9 protein-coding genes are annotated in these 12028 nt (G+C 64.5%); all 9 read right to left on the minus strand.

Annotated elements, in window-relative coordinates; genetic code table 11:
- Window positions 1-12 precede the first annotated feature (12 nt).
- Window positions 13-1929: a M61 family peptidase gene (locus tag GAK28_RS15515; RefSeq protein ID WP_291781040.1), complete on the minus strand. Its 1917-nt coding sequence runs from the start codon at window positions 1927-1929 to the stop codon at window positions 13-15.
- A gap of 251 nt (window positions 1930-2180) precedes the next feature.
- Window positions 2181-2498, minus strand: a complete 318-nt coding sequence (locus GAK28_RS15520; protein ID WP_291781042.1) for a hypothetical protein — start codon at window positions 2496-2498, stop codon at window positions 2181-2183.
- A complete protein-coding gene (locus GAK28_RS15525; RefSeq protein ID WP_291781045.1) occupies window positions 2488-2772 on the minus strand; it encodes a hypothetical protein in 285 nt (94 codons plus the stop codon). Before GAK28_RS15525 ends, GAK28_RS15520 begins: the two co-directional genes overlap by 11 nt.
- Before the next feature lie 931 nt (window positions 2773-3703).
- Window positions 3704-4546, minus strand: coding sequence for a hypothetical protein (locus GAK28_RS15530; protein WP_291781048.1), 843 nt, complete (start codon window positions 4544-4546; stop codon window positions 3704-3706).
- Window positions 4547-4744: 198 nt separating this feature from the next.
- Window positions 4745-5983, minus strand: coding sequence for a hypothetical protein (locus GAK28_RS15535; protein ID WP_291781051.1), 1239 nt, complete (start codon window positions 5981-5983; stop codon window positions 4745-4747).
- Window positions 5984-6108: 125 nt separating this feature from the next.
- A complete protein-coding gene (locus GAK28_RS15540; protein WP_291781054.1) occupies window positions 6109-6813 on the minus strand; it encodes a glutathione S-transferase N-terminal domain-containing protein in 705 nt (234 codons plus the stop codon).
- Window positions 6814-6924: 111 nt separating this feature from the next.
- Window positions 6925-8436, minus strand: coding sequence for an amino acid permease (locus tag GAK28_RS15545; RefSeq protein WP_291781057.1), 1512 nt, complete (start codon window positions 8434-8436; stop codon window positions 6925-6927).
- A gap of 132 nt (window positions 8437-8568) precedes the next feature.
- A complete protein-coding gene (locus GAK28_RS15550; protein ID WP_291781060.1) occupies window positions 8569-9609 on the minus strand; it encodes a glycerophosphodiester phosphodiesterase in 1041 nt (346 codons plus the stop codon).
- A gap of 53 nt (window positions 9610-9662) precedes the next feature.
- Window positions 9663-11969: a TonB-dependent receptor gene (locus tag GAK28_RS15555; RefSeq protein ID WP_291781063.1), complete on the minus strand. Its 2307-nt coding sequence runs from the start codon at window positions 11967-11969 to the stop codon at window positions 9663-9665.
- Between the last annotated feature and the right edge of the window lie 59 nt (window positions 11970-12028).

Consider the following 12028-nt stretch of genomic DNA (forward strand, 5'->3'; position numbering starts at 1 on the left):
GCGCCCTTTCCTTCACTTGGTCTTGTACAGCTCACCCAGCCAGTCGGGCTTGCTCTTGTCGCGCTCCAGGTGCGGGTACTTCAGGCCTTCGTGGTAGTCGACCTTGATGGTCTTGTACTGGTCGAAGTTCTTCACCAGCAGCTCGATGGGTGCCTTGTTGGTCTTCGCGTCGGTGACGGCATCCTTCAGCACGTCGCCGCTAAATTCCTTGTTGTTCACCGCCACGATGTGCATGCCCGGCGAGAGGCCGGCATTGAAGGCCGGGCCGTCCCAGCGCACGTCGGAGATATCGCCCTTGCCCGACACCGCGAAGCCCGCGGAGTAGGTCAGGTCGGTGTAGCCGCGACGCATCTCGAACATCTTCACCACGTCGGACGGCTTGTCGTTGTAAACCAGCTTCCAGCCGCCGCGCTCGATGCCTTCGAGGTCGCCCTTGTGGCCGTCCACGCGCTCGCGCAGGTAGCTGGCCCAGTCGTACGGCGTAATGCCGTTGAGGGTGTTGGCCACGTCTTCGAAGGTGTACGGATTGACCTTCCAGTCACCGTCCTTCATGCCGAAGAAGGCCTTGGCGAAATCGTCAAGCGAGCGCTTGTTCTTGGTCAGCTCACGCAGCTTGGTGTCCACGTCGAGCCAGATCATCTGGCCGCCCGAATAGTAGTCTTCGCTCATCTGGTAGTTGCGGTACGAGAGTGGGCGACGCTGGGCGATGGTCGGATCGTTGGTGGTGTCCTGAATGGTGCGCCAGGACAGGCCCGGACGGCCCTTGTCGTAGGTGGCGGCGACGAAGGCGAGCAGTTCGCGCGCCTGGTCCTGGCTGACCAGGCCCGAGCGGGCGGCCACGACGTTGCCCCAGAACTGCGTCTGGCCTTCGTACACCCACAGCAGGCTGTCGCCCATCGGCACGTTGAAGCTCGGCGTGGCCAGGTCGGCGCCGCGGCGGTACTTACCGTCCCACGAATGGTTGTACTCGTGGGCGAGCAGGTCGCGACCGAGCCAGCTCTTGTCCCACTCAGTGAAGTAGTTCGGCATGGCGCTGTTCTCGGAAGAACGGTGGTGCTCCAGGCCGATGCCGCCGAGCTGGTTGGTCAGTGCCAGCAGGAAGTCGTAGTGGTTGTAGTGGCGCGCGCCGTAGAGCTTGTCCATCTGCTGGACGAGCTTGCGGTGGATTTCGAGCGCTTCGGGCTTGATTTCCAGCGACTTGGCGTTGTCGGCCACGATGTTCAGGTGCACCGGCGAGCGACCGTTCGGGTCGAGGTCTACGCGCTTGAAGTAGCGGCCGGCAAAGATCGGCGAATCCACGAGGTCGTCGAAGTCGATGGCCTTGAAGGTGACCGTGTCACCGTCCTTGCTGGCCTGCTCCAGCGCGGTGCCGAACTGGAAACCGGCCGGCAGCTTCACCGTCGGCTCCACCTGCACCTTGTCGGCGCGGTAGCCGGCGGGATACAGCGCCACCTGGTTCCACTGCACGTTGACGATGTCGTTGGTCATCACGATGCGGCCCTGGCGCGGGTCCTGCGGCGTGAGCGTCTGGAATTCCACCTCCACCGACGAGGCACCGGCCGGCACGTCCACATGGAAGGCGTACACGTTGTACTGGTCGCGCTTCCACTCGATGCGCTGGCCACCGGCATGCACGATAAGGCCGGCGAACTGGTCGATGGGACCGGTCGGCGAGTGATGGCCGGGGATCCACTCCGGGAACAGCAGGGTTAGCGGACCGGGCTGCGCGGGGATCGACTCCTTCACGCGGAAGATGCGGCGATCGAGGTCGGTGGCGTCGACATTGAGCTTCAGGGTGCCGTTGTACGGCGCGTCCTGGATGGGCGGAACATCGTCCGCGCGAACGGCGGAAGCGCCGACACCGGCCAGGGCGGCCAGCAGCGCGGAAGCAAGAAGGGTGGATTTCACAACGGTACTCCGAGGAACCATGGGTGCCCGGCCATCCTTAGCGAGCGAATCGGCGCGCTCCCCTGTGGATTGCGCAAGACACCGATGCTAGCTCCCGTTCAGGGAGCGGCCCTATGCCAGAGGTCATGGGTGGATGCGCAAGAATGCGCGATGTCCCCGGTTAAACGCCGAGGCCATCGCATTCTCAGCTTCGCCACGCTGTTGTAGGAGCGCGCTTGCGCGCGATGCCCGGTTGCCGCGAACACCCATCGCGCGCAAGCGCGCTCCTACCGTCAGACGTGCCAGCGAGAGAGCAACCAGAAAGCGATGGCTGCAGAGGTGGTCAGTGTCATGCCGATCATCGCCATTTCGAAGATGAGGAAGGCGGTGTCGTCGTTGGGGTGAAACCATACTTGAAGCAATAGATGCTGTAGCGCTATCAAAGCGACGATAGCACTGGCGAACGCCGCGACCGCGAATCCGCGTGCCCCACGCAAGGCGATATTCATGCCCGGGCGACGGTCGATGAAGATCAGGACGTTGACCAGCATCAGACCCAGCGCCAGAGCGATCTGCATGTATTCGACACCCATGCCGTATTCAATCCGCATGCGGCGGCTCCGTTGTAGAGCGCAGGGGCGTGCCGTCGAACAGCACCTGCGTATGCGCGCGCTGGACACAGACGTTGCCGACAGAAATCAACGCCGCCACACCGCCGAGTGCCAGCGACAGTTCGCGACGATCGCCGAGCTCGTCGCGTATGCATTCCGCCAGCAAGCTGGTCGTGCCTTGCGCATAGGCGAACCATTCGCTGGCTTCGTTGAGCAGGGCGTCGGTGGAGGCATCGTCGTCCTCCAGAATCCAGTGGTCCTTCGTGTCCTTCATGAGTGGCTCCTTGGGTAGGCGCCGCTCCCTCGCACCCGGTGTGCCCCGCCATGCGGACATGACGGGGCACGGTCAAAACAACAACAAACGCACATCGCTCCGGGACGACAAGGGGCTCCGGCGTGTCCGTGACCGGACGCCGGGCGGCTTGATATCGGAAGTGGACGCGGCTTCAGGGCCCCGTGAACCGACGCGCTGTAACACGCCGGGTGCTTACGGCAGGAGAAAACTCACGGGCGCGGCCGAAAGCCGCGATTCGTCAACCGCGTTCGGGATAGGCCGGAACGGCCCGGACACCGGAGCGGGGGCCACCGCGGGGAAGCGGCGGGCGGGAGACTGCCGTATGATGTTCGACGGTCATGGGGGTCTGACTCCTTGAGTAGCGTTGACTACTTGATGGATTACTCAGTGACCCGTGCGTCGGGGGAGGCCGCTAACCTCCCCCGGCGTGCGTCACCGAAGCGATGACTGCCAGCGATGTCATTCACTGACACCTTTGACAGCCTAGCCACCGTAGCAAATCAACACAGAATTGTCTGTAGGCGCCGCCCGCGAGTGGATGCATTCGCGATGTATCGGATGACTATTTCGGTCATCGCGCGTCGATTCATATGCGCGCCCTTTCTTCCGATAGTCGATATCGCGCGCCGTTGTCGGGTGGAGCTTTAGATGCTTGTCACGCCCCATGCGGGGATGCGTGAGAGTGCTTGTGTGTTCCAAGCGGCTTTCATGCAGGCGATGCGCGACCCATCTTCGTGTCGCCCATAGGCATGCATGGATCTTCGACGAATGATATGCCGCCGCGGATGACGGGATGACGGGATGACGGGATGACGGGATGACGGGATGACGGGATCATGGTGCGATGCCATCCTCAGTGCACGCACTATTCGGCAATCTAACTAATAGATATATACGCTCCCCCCTTCGGTCATCCCGTCACGTTTTGACGAGATGACCGGATCACCACTTCAGCGTTCGTCAGGCCGCCCTTTCCCGACACCATCGACACCGCCGGCGGGGCGTTCAGTCCTGCCTTCACATGGATCGGCAGCTGCCACGGGATGGGCTCTCCCCGCTTGTTGGTGCATGAGGACGGTGCCGAGGGGTAGCGGGCCAGCGCCGTCGCCACCTGGTTCTGGATGTAGTGGACACGCCGGTCGTCGAACACCGGATCGGCGACCTGTACCACGACTTGGCCGTCGCAGCCGGTGAAGTGCAAGGTGAGGGAGAAGGCCGGCCATGCCTGGCCGCGCAAGTCGCGCGGGTAGATATAGAGGCGTCCTGGGGTCAGCAACGACCTCGCCAGTTCCGCCCATACCGTGAAGCGCTGCGCCTGCTGGGCATCCATGTCGTAGTGCGTTTCGTGTCGGGTGACCTCGTCGGCCGCCGAGGGAACGGCGAGCGCGTACCAGCGATAGGCCTCGTCGTCGTCCACCGGCACACCGGTGCCGGCCGCGTGGATGCGGGCCAGTGTCATCGCGGATACGCGGTCGCCTGCGTTCGCCGCCGTTTCGAGCCAGCTCATCGCCAGGTGGCGACGATCGTCGGGGACCGGTTTGTGCTCGGCGACGCAGTCGATGAGGTCGTGGGCGAGGTCCAGTCGCGCCGTGGTGTCGCCTGTTTCGACGCGTTCGGCGCGCTTGAGGTAGCGATTGCGCGATTCGGTCATGAGCATGCCGACCGGGCCGTCGGGGACGGTCCAGGCTTTCAGTTGGGATGTGTCCATGCAGGCGGGCGGTAGTGCCGATGCCTGTTCTGCTTGTTGAGCCATGGCACCTGTCGATGCGAGCGACAACGTGCCTACTCCTAACGCGAGCGTGATCCAGCGCATGATTCCCCCTGAAGCAATGCGTGGGGAACGATGCCATAACGGGAGCGGTGAGTCATTGTGTTGGAGCGCGCTTGCGCGCGATGTGGGGTGTCGCTAGCACCCGTCGCGCGCAAGCGCGCTCCTACAGGGGTGGTCGCGTTAGGGGAGGGTTGCGCTTACGGCGTTGTCGTTGTGGGTGGCGTCTTGTGCGACGCCGGCGGTGTAGGCGCCGGAGCGCGAGACTGCCTTGAGCACCGTGTTGGTTCCGCCCGGAAGTTGGGCGATGGGGCTCAGCACCGTGGGTGACGATGGATCGAAGACGGCGGCCTGTTTGTTGCCGGTGGCGTTGTCGGCGACCACGACGATACGATCGTTGTCGCCGAAGCCGACGGCCACGGTGTTCGTGCCGGGGTCGAGTGCGGGGACGAAGGTGGGCATGTTCACCAGGGAATCGAGGTAGCCGACTGCGGTTTTGCCTTCGTCTGTCTGGTACGAGAAGACGATATGGCCAGCAGTGTTGATGAACAAACCCGCGTTGCGCTTGCCGATGGAGTCTCCCGCGAAGTTGGGCAGGATCATGAGTGCGGGTGTCGCCGTGGGGCTGGCCCAGATGGCCGTCTGGCTGAAGGGTGACGACGGATAAAAGCACGAGCCGACGATCTGCGACGCGTTGTTGATACCGGTTGCCTTGCAATACGCGCTACCCGGCGCGATGGTGAGGGGGGTGGAGATATAGGTGCGCAATACGCCGGTCGCCGTGGCGACCTTGGCTGTCCAGCGGCCATTGGGCAGCGGGCAATTCATCAGCACCACGGGATACGCCTCGCCCACGGTGTCGGTGATGGCCACGACCTCGCAGTTGTCGGATGAATTGGATACGAGCAACGCGGTCGCATCACCCGGACGCCACAGGGCCGCCGTCGACGTGCCATCGAACGCGATACTCTGCCCACCGACGAAACCCGCCTGGTTGAATGCCGTCGGCGTGGTGCGCACTTGCACGTCGATGCCCAGCAAGCCCGACAGTGGCGCCAGCTTCACAGGAACGATGGAGGGCCCGGTCCAAGTCACGCCGAACGGCACGCTGGTCGGATCAAGGCAACTGCCGACGATGGTGCCGTTGTTGGCGATGCCGAGCACGCTGCACGAGATGCCGGCGGACAGGCCTGCGAGGCCGGTCTGGAGGTTGCGCACCATCATCCAGGGAATCGGCGCACCGTTGTTGCTGGCTTGCAGGCAGGTGCCGACGGCGGTGCCCTGGTTGTTGATGCCCGTGGCGACGCATTGCGCGCCGATGTTGTGGCCGAGGTTGGTGAGTGTCGCGGCGCGGCTGGATTCGGCGGTGCCGAGGCCAAGCATCGTCAGCACGGGGAGACTGGCTAAGATCAGGCGCTTCATCGATAACTCCTTGTCCGTAACGGAGGAATGGCGGGAGGACGCCCGCAACCGTTCGCAGGAGTTACACGAAAAGCCCCCGGAAATCCGGGGGCTCCATGCAATCAGGCCGTTTTCGCCCCGTCTTTTTACGAACGGGCGGGAATTCTCAGTCCGCGCTGGACTGCCGGACGCGCAAGACCGCGTTCCAGCCACGCCTTCACGTGCGTGTAGTTGTCGAAGCCGACCAGGTCGCGCGCTTCGTAGAAGGTAATGAGGTTATTCACCCAGCCGAGCGAGGCGATATCGGCGATGGTGTATTCGTCGCCCATGATCCACTCGCGGCCGTCGAGGCGCTTGTCGAGCACGCCGAGCAGGCGCTTGGCCTCCGCCACGTAGCGATCGCGCGGACGCTTATCCTCGTATTCGCGGCCGGCGAACTTATGGAAGAAACCGAGCTGGCCGAACATGGGGCCAAGGCCCGACATCTGGAAATACACCCACTGGATCGTTTCCCAGCGACACGCGGCATCCTTCGGGATGAAGCGGCCGGTCTTCTCGGCGAGGTATTGCAGCATGGCGCCGGATTCGAACAGGCCCAGCGGCTGACCGCCCGGACCGTCCGGGTCGATCATCGCGGGAATCTTGCCGTTGGGGTTCAGCGATTCGAACTCGGGCAGCTTGCTCTCGTTCTTGCCGATGTCCACGAGGTGTACCTCGTAGGGCAGGCCCAGCTCTTCCAGCAGGATCGATACCTTCACGCCATTGGGCGTGGGCAGCGAATAGAGCTGGATGCGATCGGGATGCGCCGCCGGCCAGCGACGGGTGATCTCAAAGGACGAAAGGTCGGCCATGCGCCTGCTCCTGGGAAAGTTCAAGGAGCAAATATTGGTGGCGCAACCAGGTCGATTCAATACGCGCCAGGGAGGAACGGCGCCTGCGGCCGCTGCTCCCTGGCGATGGCATCAATCCTGAGGGTTGTTGAGCTTGCTGTGGCGCGCGCCGTAGCAGAAGTACACGACGAGGCCGATCGCCATCCAGATGGCGAAACGCTCGAAGGTGATCCACGGCAGGCCCGCGATGAGCGCCAGCGAGAACAGGATGCCCAGCGGGGCGGTGAACCATACGAACGGCGTGCGGAACTTGCGTTCCAGATCCGGCTTGCGCTTGCGCAGCACCAGCACCGACGCGCAGATGAGGATGAAGGCGCTCAGCGTGCCGATGTTGACCAGCTCGGCCACCTCGCCGATGGGCAGCAGACCGGCGACCAGGGCGGTGAACACGCCGAGGATCATCGTGGGACGGGCCGGGGTACCAAAGCGCAGATGCACGCGCGAGAACCAGGCGGGCAGCAGGCCATCGCGCGACAGCGCGAACCAGATGCGCGCCGCGCCGAGCATGAAGGCGAACAGCACGCTGATGACGCCAACCACGGCGGCGGCGGCGATGACGTTGCCGATCCACGGCAGGCCGATGGCGTTGAAGGCGTCGGACACCGAGGCGTCGCCGCTCAGGTGCGCATACGGCACGATGCCGGTGAGCACCAGCGAGACGGCGATGTAGAGCACCATCGCGACAATCAGCGAAAGCATGACCGCGCGCGGAAGATCGCGCTGCGGGTTCTTGGCTTCTTCCGCCGCCGTGGTCAGCGTGTCGTAGCCGAACACCGCGAAGAACACGACGCTGGCGCCGGTGAGCACGCCCTGCCAGCCAAAGTGGCCCGCACCCTTGTCGTCGAAGACACGCTCGGGAATGAAGGGATGCCAGTTGGCGGTGTTGATGTAGAACGCGCCCACGCCGATCACCAACGCTACGCCGATCACCTTGATGGCGACGATGAAGGTATTGAGGCGAGCACCCCATTCGGTACGCACGGAAAGCATCACCGCGACCAGCACCGAGATGCCGGCGGCGATGACGTTGAAACGATGATGCTCGGTGGGCACGGCCACCGGATGCGCGACCTGCACGCCGAGCGAGCCGAGGAACTGCTGCCAGTACCAGGTCATGGTGTCGGCGCTCATGCTCTTCTGCGCCCACTCGGGCAGGTGTATGCCGGCCGTGGCGAGCAGCACCTGCACGTAGCCGGACCAGCCGATGGCGACCACCGCTACCACCAGGGCGTATTCGAGCAGGAGATCCCAGCCGATGATCCACGCCGCACCTTCGCCGAGTACGGCGTAACCGTAGGTGTAAGCGCTACCGGTGACCGGGATGAGGCCGGCGAATTCGGCGTAGCACAGGGCGGCGCAGGCGCTGCCCAGGCCGGCGATGATGAAGCTCAGCGCCACAGCCGGGCCGGCGTTCATGGCGGCCTGCTGGCCGGCAAGCACGAAGATGCCGACGCCGATGATGCCGCCGATGCCGATGGCGGTGAGCTGCCACAGACCGAGCACGTGACGGAAATCCCGGCGCTTGCCGACCTCCGCCTGCAATTGTTCGACGGACTTGTGGCGAAGGAACCTGGCTAACGACATCGGGGAATCCCTGGGGCACTGCGGTGGCCCGGGATCATAGCGGGCGGGAGCTGTCCGTGTCGTGTGGCCGCCTGCGCGCGATGGGGGCAGGGAATCGCAGCCCCCATCGCGCGCAAGCGCGCTCCTACAGCTTCAGCGGCCGTCTACGGCCTTGCGGCCCAGGGCGGGGTCGTCGGTGAAGAAGGCATCGATGCCCGTGGCGAGGTAGGCGCGGATCTCCTTGACCGAGCCTTCCTCGTTGCGCGCCGCATCACCTGCGTCGTTACGGAAGTCCGCAGCGAGGAAGTGGTTTTCCGGGCGGAAGGTGTACGGATGCACCTCCAGGCCGGCGGCGTGGGCGTCGTGGACCAGCGGTGCCACGGGGGCCAGCTTGCCGTCCTTGGCCAGCGGGATGATGCTGCGGGTGGAGGGGCCGATCGCGTCCGCGTAGGTCGCGATGGCCTTGAGCCCGGCGGGGGTCATCATCGTGGCGTAGGTGGTGTCCGGCGCGTCGGCCGGGTGCTGCTCGGGAGCGTCCATCAGCTGGAGCAGACGCACGTTCGGATGCGTCTTGCCCAGCTTGCCGTGAAGGTACTTGAGGTTGCCGATCTCGAAGGACTGGATTTCCACCGGCGCCGTGCGCGTGTACGCATGGGCGTCGAGGGTGGCCAGTACCTTGTCTTCCATCGGCAGGCCGATGCCGCGGAAATAGGTGGAGTGCTTGATCTCGGGGATGATGCCAATGACACGACCGCGCGCCGACGATTCCGCCGCCACGAACTCGATCATCTCGTCGAGGGTGGGCACGGTGAACTGACCGTCGTAGGCGGTGTTCGCCTTGCGGATGTCCGCAAGGCGTTCACGGGCACGCAGCGTCTTCAGTTCGGCGAGCGTGAAGTCTTCGGTGAACCAGCCGGTGATCTTCATGCCGTCCACCGTCTTGGTGGTGCGGCGGCTGGCGAACTCCGGATGCTGGGCGACGTCGGTGGTGCCGCCGATCTCGTTCTCGTGGCGGATCACCAGCGCACCGTCCTTCGTGGAGACCAGGTCGGGCTCTACGAAATCGGCGCCGTCCTGGATCGCGACGGCGTAGGACGCCAGCGTGTGCTCGGGCCGCAGCGCGCTCGCGCCGCGGTGACCGATCACCAGCACCCGGGCCGCCAGCGGCTTGGCATCTTCCGCATGGGTGGACATCGACAACGCTCCGAACGCGAGGACCAGAGCGCAGGATAGTGCAAGTGGCTTCATCAGAAGTCCGCCGAGAGGGTCACGAAGCTCTGGCGCGGGGCGCTGGCGTGGAAGGCCAGGGCGCGGCCCTGCGGATCGGTGGCACCGAACGCCGTGAGGTTGCTGGCGTAGCGGTGGTCGGTGAGGTTCGTGATGTTGAGAGCCAGCGTCAGCGCCTTCAGCTGGCCGACCTGGCCAAAGTTGTAGGCGGCGCCGAAGTCGAACGAAGTGGCGCCGGCCACGCTCTGGTCGTTGGTGTAGGTGTAGTAGCGCTTGCCGGTGTACTTGCCTTCGAGGCTGGCCGACCACGGACCGTAGGTGTAGCTGATGACGCTGGAGAACAGACGCTTGGGCGTGTCCACCGTGGTCTTGTTTTTCACCGGGACGACCACGCCATTGGCGCTGTAGTTGTCATCGTAGGTCGACTTATTGAAGGAGGCCGAGTTATACCACTGGAAACCATGGAACGGCTTCCAGATGAAGGTGAACTCCGCGCCCTGGCTGCTGACCGAACCGACGTTCACGAAGGCGGTGTAGCAACCCGGACGCGTGTTCTGCTCGATGCTGGGGCAGGGATTGAGCGACAGCAGGCGATTGTTGAACTTGACGTCGTACAGGGCGACCGAGGCCTCGTACCAGTCGCCGATGCTGCGGAAACCACCGTCGATGGTGCGCGACTCTTCCGGACGCAGGCTCGACTTGGTCTGGTCGAACGCCGCCTGGGTCACCAGTAGCGGACCGCTCGCGCCGCCACCCTGGAAGGCCGCGATGTTCTTGGCGTACGACAGGAAGAATTCCTGGCCCGGCGCGACCTGGTAGGCCAGGCCCACCTGCGGCAGGAACGACTTGCTGGCCTTCAGCGTGCCGTTGGCGAGCGGCCCCTCGACGGCGACGCCCGGCACCTCGCGCGCGGTCATCGTGGTGTGCGGGCTCTTCACGCCCACGTCCACGGTGAGGCGATCGTCCAGGGCCTTGAAGGTGTCCTGGATGTACGCCTGCTTGGTGGTGATGGTGTAGTCCTGCGAGAACAGGCGACGGTCCGGGTTCGACAGGTAGCGATCGTCGCTCACCGGGCCGGTGATGTAGTAGAAGTTGCGCTCGACGTGGTGGTCGTTCTTTTCGTACCAGATGCAGCCTTCGACATGATGGTTGCCGAGGTCCCACGCCAGGGAGGCGATCGCGCCGTTGCGGTTGATCGTGTAGTTGGTGCTACGGATCGAGATCGGCAGTTCCTGGGCGGTGCCCGGGTACGACTTCTGACCCGGTGCCCACCAGTGGCCCTGGCCACCATTTTCGTGGTGGTAGACCTGGGTATGCAGGGTGGCGCCGTCGGCCACGGTGAAGTCGCCGGCGATGTAGTACAGGTCGTCGCGGCGCAGCGCGCGGCTCTGGAAGTAGGCGTCGTCGATGTTGTCCACGCCGCCGGAGAAGCCGCAACGCGAGTCCTTCACGGCACCCTTGGTGTAGGCCGGCGAGCAGTAGGCGGCGGCAAGGGCACGGTTCCAGTCCGGCGCGTAGAGGTTCCAGTCCCAACCCAGGCCACGCTGCATGCCGCTCTTGGAGAGGTAAGCGTAGTCGGCCTGGCTGGTGCGCGAGGTGTCGGCGAAGCCGGTGATGCGGTTGCCGTCGCCGAACTCGTAGACGGCCTTGCCGTTGAACTGCTTGGTGCCGGTGTCGGAATGCGGCTGGGCCCACATGTCGGCGTTGGCTTTCACGCCCGACAGGTACATCGAGAAGCCCTTGTAGTCACCGGTGTCGATGCGGGCATAGGTGCGACGGTTATGGTCGCTGCCGAAGGTCTGGGCGACCTTGCCACCGAAGGTCTTCGCCGGATCGGACGAGAAGTACTGGATCGCGCCGCCGAGGTTGCTGGTGGACGCCGTGCCGAGCGCGCCGATGCCTTCGGACAGCTCCACGGTGGACATGTTCTCGGCGATCAGCGCGCGCGAGATATTGAGGCCGTTGTAGTTGCCGTAGGCGTTGTCGCCGAGCGGCAGGCCGTCGAGCGTGTAGCCCAGGCGGGTGGCGTTGAAGCCGCGCAGGGTGATGGTCTGCGATTCCTCGTTCGCGCCGAAGGCGTCGTTCGACTGAACCGACACGCCCGGCAGGCGGTTGAGGATTTTCTGCGGGCTGGTACCCGGCGGCAGCACCTTCTGGTCGTCCGGGACGATGCGCTGGACCTGGCGGGTCTCACCCTGGCCGATCACCGACACCGCATCGAGGTCCTGGGTCTTCGGCGGCGGGGCGTCGTTGTTATCGGCGGCATGGGCCTGGAACGCGAGCGCGGAGGCAAGCGCGAGGAAGAGGACACGGCGGGAGTACGTCATCGACAGACAAGCTCGTCGGAAGGGGGAAGCCGCCAAGCGTGAAGACAATGTGTTTAGGT

This window comes from Luteibacter sp. (assembly GCF_009912395.1).
Taxonomy (GTDB): Bacteria; Pseudomonadota; Gammaproteobacteria; order Xanthomonadales; family Rhodanobacteraceae; genus Luteibacter.

Excerpts from the sequence above, each read along its gene's own strand:
- GAK28_RS15515 (WP_291781040.1), bottom strand. The coding sequence starts at position 1,929 with ATGGTTCCTCGGAGTACCGTTGTGAAATCCACCCTTCTTGCTTCCGCG.
- GAK28_RS15520 (WP_291781042.1), bottom strand. The coding sequence starts at position 2,498 with ATGCGGATTGAATACGGCATGGGTGTCGAATACATGCAGATCGCTCTG.
- GAK28_RS15525 (WP_291781045.1), bottom strand. The coding sequence starts at position 2,772 with ATGAAGGACACGAAGGACCACTGGATTCTGGAGGACGACGATGCCTCC.
- GAK28_RS15530 (WP_291781048.1), bottom strand. The coding sequence starts at position 4,546 with ATGGCTCAACAAGCAGAACAGGCATCGGCACTACCGCCCGCCTGCATG.
- GAK28_RS15535 (WP_291781051.1), bottom strand. The coding sequence starts at position 5,983 with ATGAAGCGCCTGATCTTAGCCAGTCTCCCCGTGCTGACGATGCTTGGC.
- GAK28_RS15540 (WP_291781054.1), bottom strand. The coding sequence starts at position 6,813 with ATGGCCGACCTTTCGTCCTTTGAGATCACCCGTCGCTGGCCGGCGGCG.
- GAK28_RS15545 (WP_291781057.1), bottom strand. The coding sequence starts at position 8,436 with ATGTCGTTAGCCAGGTTCCTTCGCCACAAGTCCGTCGAACAATTGCAG.
- GAK28_RS15550 (WP_291781060.1), bottom strand. The coding sequence starts at position 9,609 with ATGTCCACCCATGCGGAAGATGCCAAGCCGCTGGCGGCCCGGGTGCTG.
- GAK28_RS15555 (WP_291781063.1), bottom strand. The coding sequence starts at position 11,969 with ATGACGTACTCCCGCCGTGTCCTCTTCCTCGCGCTTGCCTCCGCGCTC.